At 57.7% G+C, this 16,974-nt stretch carries 15 protein-coding genes; 13 read left to right on the top strand and 2 right to left on the bottom strand.

The genetic code is table 11. The features are described from left to right. The first annotated feature begins 38 nt into the window (after positions 1-38). The 7 genes from GOV89_RS11465 to mdoH all read left to right on the top strand — a co-directional run bounded on the left by GOV89_RS11465 (position 39) and on the right by mdoH (position 9,527). Entirely contained in the window at positions 39-497 is a 459-nt protein-coding gene (locus GOV89_RS11465) for a DUF302 domain-containing protein (protein WP_171178077.1), read from the top strand. Positions 498-576: 79 nt separating this feature from the next. Then, complete coding sequence (locus GOV89_RS11460; protein WP_171238253.1) at positions 577-2,196, top strand: thiamine pyrophosphate-binding protein; 1,620 nt, start codon at positions 577-579, stop codon at positions 2,194-2,196. Further along, on the top strand, positions 2,183-3,367 hold the full coding sequence (locus GOV89_RS11455; protein WP_171238252.1) for a CaiB/BaiF CoA-transferase family protein: 1,185 nt from the start codon (positions 2,183-2,185) through the stop codon (positions 3,365-3,367). The genes GOV89_RS11460 and GOV89_RS11455 overlap by 14 nt, the downstream gene beginning before the upstream one ends. Positions 3,368-3,546: 179 nt before the next feature. Beyond that, positions 3,547-4,917: a tetratricopeptide repeat protein gene (locus GOV89_RS11450; RefSeq protein WP_171177511.1), complete on the top strand. Its 1,371-nt coding sequence runs from the start codon at positions 3,547-3,549 to the stop codon at positions 4,915-4,917. Between the two features lie 28 nt (positions 4,918-4,945). Next, positions 4,946-6,163: an OpgC family protein gene (locus GOV89_RS11445; protein ID WP_171238251.1), complete on the top strand. Its 1,218-nt coding sequence runs from the start codon at positions 4,946-4,948 to the stop codon at positions 6,161-6,163. Next, complete coding sequence (locus GOV89_RS11440) at positions 6,160-7,659, top strand: glucan biosynthesis protein (RefSeq protein WP_171238250.1); 1,500 nt, start codon at positions 6,160-6,162, stop codon at positions 7,657-7,659. Before GOV89_RS11445 ends, GOV89_RS11440 begins: the two co-directional genes overlap by 4 nt. Next, the gene (gene mdoH / locus GOV89_RS11435) at positions 7,656-9,527 is read left to right on the top strand and encodes a glucans biosynthesis glucosyltransferase MdoH (RefSeq protein WP_171238249.1); all 1,872 of its coding nucleotides are present in this window, start codon (positions 7,656-7,658) and stop codon (positions 9,525-9,527) included. Before GOV89_RS11440 ends, mdoH begins: the two co-directional genes overlap by 4 nt. Here the strand turns inward: mdoH and GOV89_RS11430 are convergent, their stop codons facing one another. Both GOV89_RS11430 and GOV89_RS11425 read right to left on the bottom strand, forming a co-directional pair. After that, complete coding sequence (locus tag GOV89_RS11430) at positions 9,528-10,352, bottom strand: PHB depolymerase family esterase (protein ID WP_171177519.1); 825 nt, start codon at positions 10,350-10,352, stop codon at positions 9,528-9,530. After that, positions 10,349-10,822, bottom strand: coding sequence for a rhodanese-like domain-containing protein (locus GOV89_RS11425; RefSeq protein ID WP_171238248.1), 474 nt, complete (start codon positions 10,820-10,822; stop codon positions 10,349-10,351). Before GOV89_RS11425 ends, GOV89_RS11430 begins: the two co-directional genes overlap by 4 nt. 222 nt (positions 10,823-11,044) lie before the next feature. Here GOV89_RS11425 and GOV89_RS11420 point away from each other — a divergent pair, with 222 nt between their 5' ends. The 6 genes from GOV89_RS11420 to GOV89_RS11395 are packed head-to-tail and all read left to right on the top strand — an operon-like array spanning position 11,045 to position 16,972. Further along, positions 11,045-13,915 (top strand): monovalent cation/H+ antiporter subunit A, encoded by a 2,871-nt coding sequence (locus GOV89_RS11420; RefSeq protein WP_171177522.1) that lies wholly within the window; start codon positions 11,045-11,047, stop codon positions 13,913-13,915. Continuing rightward, a complete protein-coding gene (locus GOV89_RS11415; protein ID WP_170751150.1) occupies positions 13,915-14,274 on the top strand; it encodes a Na+/H+ antiporter subunit C in 360 nt (119 codons plus the stop codon). The genes GOV89_RS11420 and GOV89_RS11415 overlap by 1 nt, the downstream gene beginning before the upstream one ends. After that, positions 14,271-15,815: a monovalent cation/H+ antiporter subunit D gene (locus GOV89_RS11410; RefSeq protein ID WP_171238247.1), complete on the top strand. Its 1,545-nt coding sequence runs from the start codon at positions 14,271-14,273 to the stop codon at positions 15,813-15,815. The genes GOV89_RS11415 and GOV89_RS11410 overlap by 4 nt, the downstream gene beginning before the upstream one ends. Then, positions 15,815-16,312: a Na+/H+ antiporter subunit E gene (locus GOV89_RS11405; RefSeq protein WP_171238246.1), complete on the top strand. Its 498-nt coding sequence runs from the start codon at positions 15,815-15,817 to the stop codon at positions 16,310-16,312. The genes GOV89_RS11410 and GOV89_RS11405 overlap by 1 nt, the downstream gene beginning before the upstream one ends. Beyond that, positions 16,309-16,578, top strand: coding sequence for a K+/H+ antiporter subunit F (locus tag GOV89_RS11400; protein WP_170459173.1), 270 nt, complete (start codon positions 16,309-16,311; stop codon positions 16,576-16,578). Before GOV89_RS11405 ends, GOV89_RS11400 begins: the two co-directional genes overlap by 4 nt. A gap of 7 nt (positions 16,579-16,585) precedes the next feature. Continuing rightward, positions 16,586-16,972, top strand: coding sequence for a Na+/H+ antiporter subunit G (locus tag GOV89_RS11395; RefSeq protein ID WP_171238245.1), 387 nt, complete (start codon positions 16,586-16,588; stop codon positions 16,970-16,972). Positions 16,973-16,974 lie beyond the last annotated feature (2 nt).

Raw genomic sequence — 16,974 nt, 5'->3', positions numbered from 1 at the left:
TGGCACACATGATTCAGCAAGTTTTCGGAGACGTGATGATGAAAGCGCTCATACCCCTGTTCTGCCTGATCGCTTTGCCCGTCTGGGCACAAGACATACCCAAGGGTTGGGTCGTACACCCATCAGACAAGCCCTATGCCGAACTGGTCGATGCCACCAAAGCCGCCATCAAGGAAAACGGGTTGATCGTCGTAACTCAGGCTGGCCCCACCAAGGCGGCGGCTGCGCGCGGGATCACCATTCCGGGCAACCGGGTGATCGGGGCCTTTAACAATGACTATGCAGTGCGGGTGCTTGAAACCTCGACCCATGCGATGATCGAAGCGCCCATCCGCTTTTATGTCACCGAAAACGAGGACGGCTCTGCCACTCTGTCCTACAAAACTCCCAGCTTTGTTTTTGCCCCATACGCATCGGAAGGTGGGCAAGCCTTGCTGGACATTTCCGCAGAACTTGACACAAAGTTTCAATCTGTCGCCGAAGACGCAGTCAAATAGTCACACTGGCGTGAACCGGCTTGCGTCTGTGGGCGTCCTCCGCAATCTGCTTTGAAACGGTTATTTCGGAGCATGACTGATGCAGGACTCTTCGCCCCGCGCTGCGGATCTTCTGGCCCAACGACTGTACGAAGCGGGGTGCCGCCACGCATTTGGGATGCCAGGGGGTGAGGTTCTTACGCTGGTGGACGCACTAGAGAAGGCAGGCATCACCTTCCATCTGACCAAGCATGAAAATTCTGCCGGGTTTATGGCAGAGGCGGTGCATCACCGCGATGGCGCACCTGCGATATTGGTGGCCACACTTGGTCCGGGAGCGATGAACGGTATCAACGTCGTTGCAAATGCGCTACAGGACCGCGTGCCCATGATCGTTCTGACCGGATGTGTCGACGCAGATGAGGCCCTGACCTACACGCATCAGGTCATGGACCACGCCCAAGTATACCGCTCGATCACCAAGGGTACCTTCACGCTGACCGCCAACGGCGCGGACGTGGTGGCCGACAAGGCGGTATCTCTGGCCATGCAGCCGCGCCCCGGCCCGGTTCATGTTGATGTACCTATCTCGGTTGCTGACACGCCAGTGATCGGTGTGAAACGCCGCCGTCTTGCCAAGGTCGCGCCAGTAAGCCCGGGGGGGGAGTGTCTGGAAAAGGCCCGCCGATGGGTGGCCGAGGCCGAGCGCCCAATTGCCATCATCGGTCTGGATGTCCTCTATGATGACTCGCGCAGTGTGGTGCAGGCGTTTTTGGAACATTTTGGCATTCCCTTCGTGACGACCTACAAAGCCAAAGGCGTGGTGCCCGAGGATCACCCCCTGTGTCTGGGCGGTGCGGGCCTGTCTCCTTTGGCGGACAAACATCTGGTGCCGCTGGTCGAACAATCCGATTTGGTGCTGTGCCTGGGCTATGACCCGATCGAAATGCGGCCCGGTTGGCGCGAGATTTGGGATCCCGAAACCAAGCGCGTCATCGACATCTCTGCCGTGGTGAACGATCATTACATGCATCAGGCGGGTCTAAACCTTGTTGCCGATACAGGCGAAACGCTGGAAGCCATCGCCAAAGGCAACCCCGCCCGTACAACTTGGCCAAATGGCGAGCCCTCACAGGTCAAAACTGCTTTGGCAGAGGCTTTCCCAAATGACGAATCCTGGGGACCGGCGGCAGTCATTGCTGAAACCCGGGCGGTTTTGCCCCCTGAAACTCTGGCAACCGCAGATAGCGGCGCACATCGTATTTTGCTGAGTCAGATTTGGGGGTGCAGTGAAGAGCGCGGGCTGATCCAGTCTTCGGCGCTGTGTACTATGGGCTGCGCGGTTCCGATGGCAATCGGCCTGAAACTGGCCGAACCTCAACGCCCGGTCATCAGCTTCTCAGGCGATGCCGGTTTTCTGATGGTGGCTGGTGAATTGTCGACCGCCGCCGAAATGGGAGGCAACCCGATCTTTTTGGTCTTTGTGGATGCAAGCCTTGCTCTGATCGAACTGAAACAGCGTCAAAGACAAATGGGCAACAAGGGCGTGGACTTTGGCTACCATGATTTCGCTGCCATGGGCCGAGCCTTTGGTGGGAATGGCCAAACCGTTCGCAACAGGGCAGAGTTGCGCGCAGCGTTGGAAGCTGCTGTAAAGGCCGAGACATTTACCGTCATTGCTGCTGAAATTGAGCGCGGAGGTTATGATGGCCGCATCTGAAGGCCCCCTGAACGGCGTCAAGGTTCTGGATCTTAGCCGGATTCTGGCAGGGCCCACATGCACGCAGTTGCTTGGCGATCTGGGCGCAACCGTCATCAAGATTGAAAACCCCGCCACAGGCGGCGACGACACAAGGCAATGGGGTCCGCCCTATGTGACAGATGCCCAGGGCAACCGCTCGGACCTAAGTGCGTATTTCATGTCAGCCAACCGCAACAAGAAATCCGTCGCTCTGGATATCGCCACAGCCGAAGGCCAGGCGGAAATTCGGCGGCTGGCGTCACATGCGGATATCCTTATCGAAAATTTCAAGCCCGGCGGGCTGGCGAAATACGGTCTCGACTACGCCACCCTGTCGCAAGAGTTTCCCGATTTGGTCTACTGCTCAATATCGGGCTACGGACAGACAGGCCCCAATTCCAGCAAGCCCGGCTACGATCTGATGGCACAGGGCTATGGTGGGATCATGTCACTGACCGGCGATCCGGAAGGTGCGCCCATGAAAGTTGGCGTCGGAATCGCAGATGTGATGTGTGGTATGTACGCAACCGTCGGCATCCTTGCCGCACTACGTCACCGCGACCTGACTGGCGAAGGGCAGCAGATTGATCTGGCTTTGGTGGATGCTCAGATCGCGTGGCTGATCAATGAAGGCGTAAATTATCTGACTTCAGGCGATGTCCCGCAGCGGCGCGGCAACGGGCACCCGAATATCGTACCCTACGACGTCTATGAAACCGCTGACGGGCACGTCATTCTCGCGGTTGGAAATGACGGTCAGTTCAGAAAACTCTGCAGCTTTATCGAAAGAGCAGAACTGGCATACGACCCCAGATTTGCAACCAATCCAGCCCGTTTGGAAAATCGAGATGCGCTGAACGCGGTTCTTCGTCCTGCGGTTAAAACGTTGAGCACACAGGCCGTTATTTCTGGACTTGAAGCCGTCAAAGTTCCTGTTGGTCCGGTTCAGACGCTTGATCAGGTCTTTGATACTGAACAGGTGGCCGCGCGGCAGATGCAGATCGCAATGCAAGCCCAACCTGGTCAGGTCAACCTGATCGGGAATCCACTCAACTTGTCTCGTACGCCTGTAACATATCGCAGCGCGCCACCGGTCTGCGGGGCGGATACTCAGGCGGTTCTGAGCGCCGAAAACCCTTTCGAAGATTGAAATACTTGCACATTTAGGCAGCAACTCGCTGAAACATGCTCTTGAATCGGCGGTTTTTTTCGCCTTTTTCGCACACGGCATTTCACCAATTCGAGAGCAGGGTCGATACTGTTACGCCCCTCCCTCACACTCTGTTACATCGAACAGTGTGAAGTACCGCAATCAGATTGGACCAAAGTATGAAACAAGACGTTTTTGGACAGATGAACACCCTGACGCAGCCAGCGGCTGTGGATGCATGGAATGGTGTTCTGCTTGGGTTCATGGCGCATGCGGCAGTCACGCCCCAACATCTGGGCAAGGTGCTTGAGCTTGAGCCCGACTTTGCGCTGGGTCATGCGGTCAAAGGTCTGTTCATGGCTCTGCTGGGTCGGCGCGAGATGATGGCGGTCGCGGTAGAGGCTCTGGCTGCGGCCAATGCCGCGTCCGAGCGGCAACCGATTTCGGCCCGAGAGCAGCTGTACGTAGACTCGTTGGCGCTGTTTCTGACAGGCCAACAGACGCAGGCGGTTCAGAAATTCGAAGCCATTCTGCGCGAACACCCGCAGGACACATTGGCGATGAAACTGAGCCATGCGACACGATTCGTACTGGGTGATGCCGATGGGATGCGCCGGTCGATTGAACGCGTGATGCCATCCTATGATCCCGACCATCCCGGTCGGGGTTATCTGTTGGGCTGCCACTCCTTTGCGCTGGAGGAAACTGGTGCCTACGAAAAAGCCGAGATCGCTGGCCGTCAGGCGTTGTGGATGGTTTCGGATGATGCATGGGGTCTGCACGCGGTGGCCCATGTTCATGAGATGACCGGCAACGCACAGCTGGGTCTGGATTGGTTGGCCGGACGCGAAGACGCCTGGGCGCACTGTAACAATTTCCGCTATCACGTCTGGTGGCACAAAGCCCTGATGCATCTTGATCTGGGCCAGGTCGATCAGGTGATGGAGCTGTATGACGCCCATATCCGCAAGGATAAAACCGACGACTACCGCGACATTTCGAATGCAACCTCGCTGTTGTCTCGGCTTGAGCTTGAGGGCGTAAATGTTGGAAACCGCTGGGAAGAACTGGCTGATCTGAGTGCTGCGCGCACCGAAGATGGCTGCCTGATCTTTGCGGACCTGCATTACCTGCTGGCCTTGACGGGCGATAACCGCGCCGATTCCACCGCCAAGATGCTGAGCCGGATGAACCGTGATGCCGCCCAAGCCAATGATGACGCCACCCGTCGTATGGCTGATCCGGGTGTTTCAGCAGCCATGGGATTGGAAGCCTTCGGAGACGGCCATTATGGCACCGCCTTCGATCACCTGCTGACGGCGCGTGGATCGATGCAACTGGCCGGTGGCAGCCACGCGCAACGTGATGTATTTGAACGCATTACCATCGATTCTGGCCTGCGCGCCGGACGTCTGGACGCGGTCGAGCGCATTCTGGACGACCGCCGCGCCAAGCGTGCCGGAGGCGAAGACAATTATGCCGTCGCGCGCCGTGCCCTGATCGACGCGGCCCGAGACAGCGGCGACGTTCAAAGCGTTCCCGCAGAATAACAAGACGACCAAGAAGGACAGAAAACGTATGGCGACCATATCGCCCGCTTCTGATTTTGCATCTGCATCGGCCCCGGCCGCAGCTCCTGCCCGCACGCGTGATCCGCGATTGGATTTCTATCGTGGCATCGCGATGTTCATCATTCTGATTGCCCATATTCCCAACGATCCCTGGGCCAGGTGGATACCCGCGCGGTTCGGTTATTCAGACGCGACCGAGATCTTTGTGTTCTGTTCGGGCATGGCCTCGGCCATTGCTTTTGGCGGCGCATTTCTGCGCAAAGGTTGGTGGATGGGAACAGCGCGTGTCGCCTTCCGTATCTGGCAGGTCTACTGGGCGCATATCTGCCTGTTCTTCTTTGTAGCCATGACCATGGCCGCGCTAGATCAGACAGGGTGGTTTGAAAAGACCTATATCTCATCCCTCAACCTGCAGCATTTCTTCAACGATCCGGCCCCGCAGATGGTTGGAATTTTTACGCTGACTTATGTGCCAAACTACTTTGACATTCTGCCGATGTATCTGGTGGTCCTGGCGCTGATGCCGCTGTACATGGCGCTCTACCGTGTCAGTTTCTGGCTGATGGCAGCGGTTTGCATGGCGATCTGGTTTATCGCTCAGACCGGTGCGCTGGCATTGCCGGCCGAACCGTGGTCAGACCGTCAGTGGTTCTTCAATCCATTTGGTTGGCAGCTGCTTTTCTTCACGGGGTTCGCTTTTATGCGCGGTTGGATTCCAGCCCCGCCGGTATCAAAGGCACTGATCTGGGCGGCAATCGCCTTTGTTGTCTTGTCGGCTCCGTTCGGGTCGTGGAAGGTCTTTACCTGGATCAACACTGCCGCGCCCGAGCTTGGCGCTGTGATCCGCAAGGGCTGGCCCCTGACTGAAGAGCTGCGCGGCAAAACCGAATTTGGCCTTCTGCGCTATGTCCACTTCCTGTCACTGGCCTATCTGGGCTGGGTTGCAGCCGGCGAACATGGCCATCGCCTGATCGCAACCGGCCACAGCATGGGCGCGCGTGTCTGGCAATTCCTGCTGGCAGTTATCACAAAGGTCGGTCAGCAATCCCTTGCCGTCTTTGTGTTTTCCATGGCCGCAGCCCGCTTGATCGGCGTGGCGCTAGACCAATCTGGGCGGGATGTTGCCAGTGTCTTTATCGCCAACATGATTGGCTTTGCGATGATCATCGGCGTGGCCTATCTGGCCGCGTGGTTCAAGTCACGACCCTGGAAGACAAAGAAATGAACTTTACCCGTCGCGCATTCCTCGTCTCGACGACCGCCTTGGCCTTTGCCCCGTCTGCCTATGCAACGGGCGGTGAGGTTCCGTTTGGCCGCGACTATGTGATCAAAATGGCCCGCGACCTGGCCAGCCGCCCCTATGCAGAACGCGAGATGGTGCCGCAGGAATGGCAGGATCTGACCTATCAGCAGTACCGCTCGATCCGGTTCAGGCTGGATCGTGCTCTATGGTACGAAACCGAAACGCCGTTCAACGTCGATTTCTTCACGCCAGGTCTCTATTTCCCGCGCACTGTCAAAGTTGAAACGGTTGAGAATGGAATGACCAAACCGGTCGCCTTCGATCTGGACATGTTCGACAAGTCCGAAGATGTGCCGCAACTGCCGATCGACGACACGCTTGGCTTTTCGGGCTTGCGCCTTCGGACCGAGATGCACCGCCCCGGCAAGACAGATGAATTCTGCGTCTGGCAGGGAGCCAGCTATTTCCGCGCCATCGGCCTGCACGAAGTTTATGGCCTGTCCGCGCGTGGTCTGGCGCTGAAAACCGGCGATCCGGATGGTGAGGAGTTCCCCGAATTCATCCGCTTCTGGCTGGAACGTCCCGCACCCGGCCAGCGTAATATGGTCGTCCACGCGCTGATGGACAGCCCCAGCGTGACCGGTGCCTATCGGTTCAACGTTACCGCAGGTGCAGACTGCATCATGGATGTCGAAGCTACGCTGTTCCCACGCGAAGATCTGTCTCATGTCGGTATCGCACCGGGAACGTCGATGTTCCTGTTCGATCAGACCAACCACAGCCGGTTCGACGATTTCCGCCCGGCGGTTCATGACAGCGACGGGCTGCTGATCCGCAATGGCGCAGGCGAAGTTCTGTGGCGGCCGCTAGCCAATCCGACCCGTCTGCAAATTTCGTCTTTTGTGGACACGAACCCACGTGGTTTCGGTCTGATGCAACGCAAGCGCGAGTTTTCGGATTACGCAGACCTTGAGGCCAACTATCACAAACGTCCTGGCCTGTGGGTCGAACCCAACCAGGATTGGGGCAAAGGCACCGTGACGCTGGTTGAAATCCCGGCAGATCAGGAAATCTATGACAACATCGTCGCCTATTGGCGCCCATCAGAGCCCTATGCGGCGGGCAGTCAAGTTGATCTGTCCTATCGCCTGATCTGGGGGGAAGAACCCCAACGCACTCCAATGCCGCGTGTCATCAACAGCGCGATGGGCGAAAATACCTTTGGTGAGGGTCGTCTGGCAGTCATCGACTTTGAAGACAGTGAACTGTTCGAGGACATCGACGCGATCTCGATCTTTGTTGACTCACCTCATGCCGAAACTTCTGAAGGTGTTCTGCAACGCAATCCCGATACCGGTGGCCTGCGTCTGGCCTTTTCTTTCCAGCCTGAAGATCGCAATCATGTCGAACTGCGCGCTCAGCTTCTGAAAGACAAACAGCCTGCCTCTGAGGTCTGGCTTTACCGTTGGACCACATGAGCCGCGATCTGCATATCATGCCGCCAGAAGCCCCTCTGGCGATGCCCGCGCAGAACTTCAGCGCGCGGTTCCGGGATGCGAATGCGCCTTCCGGCAAGCGCGGCTCGTCGGCTGGGTTCTGGCGTGCTTTGGCGTTTTCCCCGGCAATGGCGGCAACACTGGGTCTGCTCTGGGTGATGAGTGACTGGTTCAGCGCCGAGGGGATCAATCTGGTCGAAGCGATACTGCTGGCGCTGATCTCGTTCAACTTTTTCTGGATCACTTTCACGGTTTGCACGGTGCTTTTGGGTATGGTGTCCCTGTCTAGGCAGGACCGTCCCCAAAAAAGCCATCGCGCGCAGCCGCTGCGTGTGGCCTTGCTGACCCCGGTTTACAACGAGGTGCCGTGGAACGTACTGGGCAACGCCCGCACCATGCTTGAAGATTTACAAACCCGTGGTGGGCGGCACCACTATGCCATGTTCATCCTTTCCGATACGCGGGACCCCGAGATAGCAGCGCAGGAACAGGCCAGTGTCGAGGCGTTGCGCACCACTTTGGCACCGGGGCTGGAGTTGTACTATCGCCGCCGTGAACAGAATACTGACCGAAAGGTAGGCAACATCGCCGATTGGGTGAGCCGCTGGGGTGCGGACTGGGATGCGATGCTGGTGTTGGATGCCGACAGCCTGATGACCGGACGCGCGATCTATCGTCTGACCGATGCGTTGGCGCGTGATCCCGGTGCGGGATTGATTCAAAGCTACCCGCAGCTCATTGGCGCGCAGTCAGTTTTTGCCCGGATGCAGCAATTCGCCAACGGTGTCTATGGTATCGCCTTTGCCGAAGGTCTGGCGCGCTGGTGCGGGCAAGAAGGCAACTATTGGGGCCACAACGCCATCATCCGCACCAAGGCTTTTGCCACAAGCGCTGGCCTGCCCAAGCTGCGTTCATTCAGCGGTCAGGACAAGCTGATCATGAGCCACGATTTTGTCGAGGCGGGATTGCTGCGCCGCGCGGGTTGGGCCGTGCGCTTTCTGCCGCGTATTCGCGGATCATACGAAGAAACACCACCCACCCTCATCGATCATGCCATGCGGGACCGCCGCTGGTGTCAGGGCAACCTGCAACACCTGAAACTGCTGGGGTCAACCGGGTTCCGCGCTGTGTCGCGCTTTCACATGTTCCATGGCGCCATCGGATATCTGATGTCACCCTTGTGGTTCGCACTGCTCTTGATGTGGGCGCTGATTGGTCAAGGTCAGGACGCATCCGTCCTACACTATTTCAGCCCTGACAATCCGCTGTTCCCCCAATGGCCCGAGATGTCGGAAACCCGTCATGTGCTGATTATTCTGGTCATGTACGCCATGCTGCTGGCCCCCAAAGTGCTGGGTGTTTTGGCTCTGCCACTCAGCGGTGTGCGCTATTCCGACTTTGGTGGTGCGCGCAAGTTTCTGACGTCGTTCCTGGCCGAGGTTCTACTTTCTATTCTGTACGCGCCTATTCTGATGGTGCAGCAGATGATTGCGGTCTTCCGCACGGCCTTTGGCATCCAACGCGGCTGGTCTCCGCAAGCCCGCGATGGCGGCAGCTATGGGCTCGGTACGTTGGTGCTGTGCCACGCATTGGAAACGATCAGTGGCATCGCGCTGAGCGTGGGTATCCTGTCCGGTCTGGTTTCGATCTGGTTGGCCCCGATTGCCATTAGCCTCGCGCTGGCCATACCGCTTTCGGCCCTCAGCGGTGTTTCGGCAAGCGCGGCCCGGAGAATGGTCGGAATGCGCGAAGACTTCAGCGAACCCGCCATCACTCGATCAGCCCGCCGTTATCGGGATGAGTTGAAGCGGTTGGTCGAAGGCAAAGGCAACATGACCCCGGCAGAATAATCAGCTGCCGGGTAACCCCTCGTACCAATCGACGATCATGTCTGCCCAACCGGCAGGAACATTGTGCCCCCCGGGAAACAGCGCGAATTCTAACGCGCTGCCTTCGGCGCAACCGGTCCAGCGGCGACGCATGAAGTCGTCCGTCACAGTGAAACTGCTTGGTTTGTGATCGACGCAGCCATTGGCTTCACGCCAGATTTCAAGCCCGGCAAAGATGTCGCCTTGTTGAAAGCGCCCACCGCCCAGCAATCGCCCTTCAAGCGGTACGACATTGTCTGTCCAACCGTGGGTGTGGAACATGCGGATCGGGCCTTCACACGTCTCAGGATGCGGACGCCAGAACCCTCCGGACACCGGTACGTAAGCGGAGAATGTATCCGGTGCGTCACAGGCCAGGTAGTTGACCATAAAGCCGCCTGCCGAAAATCCACCCAGCAGAACCCGATCAGGATCGACGCCAAACCGGTCTGCGGCATCTTGCATGACTTCGGTCAGAAAGGCGGTTTCGTCCCGATCACCAAAACCCGGATAAAAGTTCCAGCTTTTGGTGCCGCCACGGTCCGGTCGCTCCAAACCCTCAGGCGCCATAACCGCATAGCCACGCTTCAGCAGAGGTTCGACCATCGAGCGATTGCGCATCGTGCCCGATCCGCTGCCACCATAGCCGTGCAGGAACACCACCATCGGAGGGTTGTCCCCCTCGGGCAGCTCAAGATGATACGCGCCCATCGGTGTTTCGCAAACCATGTCTTGACCGGCGCATCCGGCCCAAGCGGCCTGCCCGGCGGCCGCAATGAGTGCCGCCAGACTAAGTGTTCGGATCATCCTGCATCCTCGTTAAACTTTCGAACCGGCAGCCCGGCCCTGACCCAACCCGGGCCTGCGGCCGAGCCCAGCATACCCTCGGGCACGTCAATGATCTGGGTAAAACCCGCTGCAATAAGTTGGTTGCTCAAACGCGCTGAGCGCACCCCCCGCGCACATATGAGCGCCACTGGCGTATCCAGCCTCCCACCGGTCATCTGCTGCAAGGTCTCAACGAAGTCTTCGCGCCGCATATCAAGCGGCGATGCACCTTCGCCAATGCCCGATGCGCGCCATTCCCGCGGAGTTCGTATGTCGACCAACAGTATTTTTCCTTCGCGGGCTTGTTCATGCGCCATTTCAACGCTGATCCGCCCGCCCCTGTGATCTTCGGGGATCAAACGATATTCCCGGATCGCAAAGCCCGCGGCGATCGAGACACCACCGCCGATCAACACCCACCTTCGGGTTCGGTTCACTTTTTCGATCACCGATAGCCTCCTGTTCGATGCCCATTCATCTAGCACATTTGGGTGGAAACGGATGCCTTAAAACCTATGCACAGGATCAAGATTGCGTCATTTTTTCACAGGGCTACCGTACAGTTAAATGTTTCGCTAGTTATCAGTGAAGAAGTTACAAAATCTGGACAGCCTAGGAAATATCTTTACAAAATAGGCTTCATCCTGACCGCTCAGACCGGAGTATCGCACTTGTCCCTATTCCTTATCGCGGCCCTTCCTTTCCTTGGTGCTGTATTCCCTGCTCTGCTGATCCGAGCAGGCAGAAACGCGGCAGCATCCGCTGCGGCGTTAACCACGTTTCTTGCCCTAATGGGTTTGCTGATCCACATCCCATCGGTCATGCGCGGAGACGTCGTGACCGCCCGCTTCGATTGGATTCCCGGTCTTGGCCTGAATGCCAACTTCATGTTGGACGGGTTGGGCTTTCTGTTCGCCCTACTGATATTGGGTATCGGTCTGCTGATCATCCTTTACGCGCGGTTCTACCTGTCGCGCGAAGATCCGATGGGGCAGTTCTACACTTATCTGCTGTTGTTTCAGGGTGCTATGGTCGGGATTGTTCTGTCAGACAACATCCTGCTTTTGCTTATTTTCTGGGAACTTACATCGCTCAGCTCGTTCCTGCTGATCGGTTATTGGAAGCACCTGCCCGAAGGCCGTCAAGGTGCGCGGATGGCGCTGGCCGTCACCGGAGGCGGCGGGTTGGCAATGATCGCCGGGATGCTGATCCTGGGAAACATCGTGGGCTCATATGACCTGAGTGTCATTCTACAGAACAAAGAGCTGATCCAAGCTTCGCCCTACTACCTTCCCGCACTGATCCTGATCCTGCTGGGCGCTTTCACCAAATCGGCGCAGTTCCCTTTCCATTTCTGGCTACCGCACGCGATGGCGGCACCGACACCCGTATCTGCTTATCTGCACTCGGCCACCATGGTGAAGGCCGGTCTGTTCCTAATGGCGCGGATGTGGCCGGTTTTGGCCGGGACGGATGCGTGGTTCTATATCGTGGCCACTACCGGTCTGGTGACGATGTTGCTGGGCGCGGTGATTGCGCTGTTCAAGGATGACCTGAAAGCGCTGCTGGCGTTTTCGACTGTGTCGCATCTGGGCCTGATCACCATGTTGCTGGGTTTCGGCACGAAATTCGCAGCCGTGGCAGCGGTGTTCCACATCATCAACCACGCGACCTTCAAGGCAGCGCTGTTTATGACAGCTGGGATTGTCGATCATGAGACCGGAACACGCGACGTCAAGCGGTTGGGCGGTTTGCGTCATTTGATGCCGATCACCTTCACAATCGGCACCATCGCCGCGCTTTCAATGGCTGGTTTGCCACCCCTGAACGGCTTCTTGTCGAAAGAGATGATGCTGGAAGAAACCGTGCACACCACATGGCTGAACTCAGCCTATCTGGTGCCGGGCCTGGCCTTGCTCGCATCTCTGTTTTCCGCAGCTTATTCCTTCCGTTTCGTGAGCCACGTGTTCCTTGGCCCGCAGCGCGACGATTACCCTGCACATCCGCATGATCCGCCGGTTGGGCTTTGGATTGCCCCCGCTTTCCTTGTCGTGCTGGTCGTTCTGATCGGTCTCTATTCAGCCGCCATTGTCGGTCCGTTGGTCGCCGTGGTGTCCAGCGCTGTGATCGGTGGGGAAAAGCTGCCATACTATTCGCTTAAACTGTGGCACGGCTTTGTGCCCGCGCTGTACATGTCGATCGTAGCAACGCTGGGCGGTCTGTTCCTGCTGTCGATGCACAAACGCGGAGAGCAGCTTTGGAATGCCCTGCCACGCCCTGAAGCCAAGGTGATATTCGAAACCATCATCCACGCCTTCACGCGCCTCAGCCAATGGGTTACGGATGAGCTGCACAACGGTGTCCTCAGCCGTTATGCGATCATCTTCATCGCCTTTACGGTCGGGCTGGGCTACTACGCCTATTCTACCGGTACCATTGGGGTTGAAACCCGCGTTCCACTGCCTGCGCAAATCATCCCGATCGTCGGCTGGCTCTGTCTGGTCGGCGCGACGCTGGGCATCATGTGGTTCCACCGCAACCGCCTGCTCTCGCTTGTTCTGATTGGCGTTGTGGGCCTGATCGTGTCAGTCGCCTTCAACTATCTATCCGCGCCGGACTTGGCGCTGACGCAAATCTCGGTTGAAGTTGTAACCATGATCCTGCTTCTGCTGTCGCTGAACTTTCTGCCCACGGAAACGCCGTGGGACAGTTCAGCCGCACGGCGGTGGCGAGACGCTGCGATTTCTGTCGTCGCGGGCATCGGGACCGGCGCACTGATCTACGCGATCATGCTGCGGGATTTCGCGTTCCCAACGATCTCGGACTTCCATTTGGCGAACTCCTACAAAGGTGGTGGCGGCACGAACGTCGTGAACGTCATTCTGGTCGACTTCCGGGGCTTTGATACCTTTGGCGAGATCATCGTACTGGGCATCGCGGCGCTGATCATCTTTGCCCTGACCGAAGCGGTTCTGGGTACAAATGTGCGCGGCTATTTGCTGAACCGCAAACCGCACTGGCCTCAATCTGGGGACTCACATCCGCTGATGATGGTTGTGGTCACTCGCGTCATGATGCCAATCGCATTGATGGTGGGCGCCTACATCTTCTTCCGCGGACATAACCAACCCGGGGGTGGCTTCATCGCGGGCTTGATTGTCGCGATTGCGTTCCTGATGCAGTACATGGCCAGCGGTTACACCTGGGCCATCGAACGGCAAAGGTTCTACTATCACGGAACCATCGGCTGGGGCGTGCTGATAGCTGCGGCGACCGGATTGGGGGCCTGGTTCAACGAACGCCCCTTCCTGACCAGCGATTTTGGCTACATCAACTGGCCGCCGCTGGAAGAGTTCGAGTGGGCCACGGCCATGCTGTTTGACGTGGGCGTCTTTCTCGCCGTTCTTGGGGCGGTGATGCTCGCGCTGGACAGCCTGTCACGCTTTGCCTGGCGGCCGGGCATGGCACAGGAATTCCCAATGGATATCAACCCGCTGCGGGATTCCTCTGAAGATGAAGACAAAGAGAAGGAGCAGGCCTGATGGAAGCGCTCGTAGCCTCTGCCGTAGGCATTATGACCGCCGCCGGGATTTTCCTGATCCTGCGTCGTCGGACATTCCCGGTCATTCTGGGCCTGTCACTCATCACCTATGCTGTGAACGTGTTCTTGTTTGCCACCGGGCGACTCGCGCTGAATGCGCCTGCCGTTCTGAACAAATACGAAGACGTGCCCTATACCGACCCGCTGCCACAGGCGCTGGTGCTGACGGCCATCGTGATTTCTTTTGGAATGACAGCCGTAATCGTGATGATCGCGCTCTCGGCTTATTTGTCCTCGAAGGATGACCATATCGACATGAGCCCACAGGACAGCGTAGACGCGCCGGGAGAAGACGCATGAACCACTGGATCGTTGCGCCGATCGTCCTTCCCGCGATCCTGGCCCCGTTTATCATCATGGTCCTGCGCTATCATCTGGACCTGCAGCGTATCTTCTCGGTCTCGGGCGTTATTGCCCTGCTTGGCATAGCGCTGACCATTACCGCGCAGGCTTCGGGCGGTGAAATTCTGGTCTACGAGCTTGGCAACTGGCCAGCGCCATTCGGCATCGTCATGGTGCTGGACAGGCTGTCGGCCATGATGGTTCTGCTAACGGCACTACTGGCCCTGCCGATTGTGCTTTATGCCATCGCGTCGGGCTGGGATGAGCGCGGCAAACATTTCCACGCTCTGTTCCATTTCCAGCTTATGGGCGTCTGCGGAGCTTTCCTGACAGGCGATGCGTTCAACCTGTTCGTTTTCTTCGAGGTCCTTCTAATCGCCTCTTACGGTTTGATGACCCATGGAGGCGGTTCGGTCCGGTTGAAATCCGGCGTGCAATATGTTGCGTACAATCTCTTGGGTTCGACCCTGTTCCTGTTTGCATTGGGGACAATCTATGGCGTCACCGGTACGCTGAACATGGCAGACATCGCTGTGCGCGTTGCCGAAATCCCCGCCGAGGACACCGCCCTTTTGCGGGTTGGCGCAGTGCTCCTGCTTTTGGTGTTCTGTATCAAGGCCGCCGTTTTGCCGCTGCATTTCTGGCTTCCAGCCAGCTACGCCAATGCGCCATTACCCGTGGCTGCCCTATTTGCCATCATGACCAAAGTTGGTGCTTACTCGATCATTCGCATGTATACGCTGGCCTTCGGACCCGAGGTCGAAGCGACGCAAGGTTTGGTGGGCGATTGGCTGCAACCCGCAGCGCTTGTGACTTTGGCCGTTGGGGCCATCGGAATTTTGGGATCGCAACACATAGCTCGCATGGTTGCGTTTTGCGCCATCGCCTCGATGGGGACCTTGCTGATCGCGATCTCACAATTCACGCCAGATGCGACGGCTGCAGCACTCTATTATGTGTTCCACTCGACCTTGGCGACTGCGCTGTTGTTCCTTGTTGCTGATCTGGTGATGGAGCGTCGCGGCGGGGCAATTGCACCAACAGCGCCCATGCCGCAAAGCGGCCTGATCTCGGCCCTGTTCTTTGTCGGGGCCATCGCGATGGCAGGTATGCCGCCGCTTTCGGGATTCATCGGTAAACTGCTGGTGCTGGACGCGTCTCGCGATGCATCGGACGCAACTGCGGTCTGGGCTGTTATTCTGATCGGATCTTTTGTCACCATCGTTGGGCTGGCGCGCGCGGGCACATTGATCTTCTGGAAAAGCCACGACACGCAGGTGTTTACAGTAGAAGACCCTGTCGATGGTGAAGAGGTACCCGCACCGGTTGCCCCGGAACCGCAACCGGGCCTTGCTATCACAGCCGTGTTTGGGTTGGTGGCAGGTCTGATCCTTCTGACCCTGTTTGCGGGCCCTGCATTGGAATACACAAGCAAAACGGCAGGCCAGTTGTTTGCGCCTGAAAACTACATCTCTGCCGTATTGGGAGGGGAAGAGTGATGAAACTGCTGCGCCGGATTTTTCCGCACCCTCATCTGACTTTCTTGCTGACATTCGTGTGGGTTTTGCTGGCCAATAATGGATCGTTGAATTCGTTGGTTTTTGGCCTGATCCTGGGGATCATCATCCCCTTCATAACGCAGCCCTATTGGCCGGATCGCCCCAAACTGCGTAATTGGCGGATGGTGGCAGAGTATATGCTGGTCGTGCTTTGGGACATTGTGGTTGCAAACGTGACCGTTGCCCGGATCATCCTGTTCAAGCGGGATGCCGACCGCCAACCCAACTGGATCTGCGTCCCGCTGGAACTGCGCACCCCCGAGGCGATTACCGTGTTGGCCGGAACAATCACCATGACCCCCGGCACGGTCAGCTGCGATCTGTCGGCACAAGGGCATAACCTGCTGGTCCATTGCCTTGACGCCCCCGACCCCGAGGCGGTTCGCGATCAGATCAAACAACGCTATGAACGCCGCCTGAAGGAGATTTTCGAATGATCGAATACGCCATCTACTTCGCCTTCGCCTGTTTTGGCGCCGCAATCATGATGTGCCTGTGGCGGATCATCACCGCTGACGGCGTCGGCACGCGCGTTCTGGCGCTGGATACGATGGTGATCAACACCATTGCCCTGATGATCCTTTATGGTCTGGATCAAGGTACCGAGATCTTTTTCGAGGCCGCCATGATCATTGCCATGCTGGGTTTTGTTTCAACCGTGGCCTATGCGCGCTTCATGCTGCGCGGCAACATCATCGAGTGAGGGCGACATGACATTTCTCGTCGAATTGCTGATCGCCGTATTCCTGATCATGTCGGGTATCTTCGGGTTTGTCGGCTCGTTTGGGATGATCAAACTGAAAGATCCAATGTCGCGCCTGCACGCGCCGACCAAGGCGACAACGTTGGGAGTGGGCGGCGTCTTGCTGGCTTCAATAGCGCATTCGGTGCTGCTGGAGGGCAAACTGTCCATGCACGAGCTGCTGATCACGCTGTTTCTGTTCCTGACCGCTCCGATCACGGCCCTGTTCATTGCCAAATGGCACATTCACCGTCATGAAATGCCCGAAGGTCTGCCGGATGCCGGTGAGGATGAGCTTTGGGCCACCCACGCGGTCGAGCAGGTCGAAGACGTCCCGGACCATAGCGCGAACTAATT

Origin of the sequence: Ruegeria sp. HKCCA5763, from assembly GCF_013034545.1 — a bacterium.
Taxonomy (GTDB): Bacteria; Pseudomonadota; Alphaproteobacteria; order Rhodobacterales; family Rhodobacteraceae; genus Ruegeria.
The sequence above is the reverse complement of the archived record's forward strand: the minus strand, read 5'-3'. Positions and strand labels throughout refer to the sequence as shown.

Excerpts from the sequence above, each read along its gene's own strand:
- GOV89_RS11400 (WP_170459173.1), top strand. The coding sequence starts at position 16,309 with ATGATCGAATACGCCATCTACTTCGCCTTCGCCTGTTTTGGCGCCGCA.
- GOV89_RS11450 (WP_171177511.1), top strand. The coding sequence starts at position 3,547 with ATGAAACAAGACGTTTTTGGACAGATGAACACCCTGACGCAGCCAGCG.
- GOV89_RS11410 (WP_171238247.1), top strand. The coding sequence starts at position 14,271 with ATGAACCACTGGATCGTTGCGCCGATCGTCCTTCCCGCGATCCTGGCC.
- GOV89_RS11460 (WP_171238253.1), top strand. The coding sequence starts at position 577 with ATGCAGGACTCTTCGCCCCGCGCTGCGGATCTTCTGGCCCAACGACTG.
- GOV89_RS11395 (WP_171238245.1), top strand. The coding sequence starts at position 16,586 with ATGACATTTCTCGTCGAATTGCTGATCGCCGTATTCCTGATCATGTCG.
- GOV89_RS11465 (WP_171178077.1), top strand. The coding sequence starts at position 39 with ATGAAAGCGCTCATACCCCTGTTCTGCCTGATCGCTTTGCCCGTCTGG.
- GOV89_RS11415 (WP_170751150.1), top strand. The coding sequence starts at position 13,915 with ATGGAAGCGCTCGTAGCCTCTGCCGTAGGCATTATGACCGCCGCCGGG.
- mdoH (WP_171238249.1), top strand. The coding sequence starts at position 7,656 with ATGAGCCGCGATCTGCATATCATGCCGCCAGAAGCCCCTCTGGCGATG.
- GOV89_RS11430 (WP_171177519.1), bottom strand. The coding sequence starts at position 10,352 with ATGATCCGAACACTTAGTCTGGCGGCACTCATTGCGGCCGCCGGGCAG.
- GOV89_RS11440 (WP_171238250.1), top strand. The coding sequence starts at position 6,160 with ATGAACTTTACCCGTCGCGCATTCCTCGTCTCGACGACCGCCTTGGCC.
- GOV89_RS11455 (WP_171238252.1), top strand. The coding sequence starts at position 2,183 with ATGGCCGCATCTGAAGGCCCCCTGAACGGCGTCAAGGTTCTGGATCTT.
- GOV89_RS11445 (WP_171238251.1), top strand. The coding sequence starts at position 4,946 with ATGGCGACCATATCGCCCGCTTCTGATTTTGCATCTGCATCGGCCCCG.
- GOV89_RS11405 (WP_171238246.1), top strand. The coding sequence starts at position 15,815 with ATGAAACTGCTGCGCCGGATTTTTCCGCACCCTCATCTGACTTTCTTG.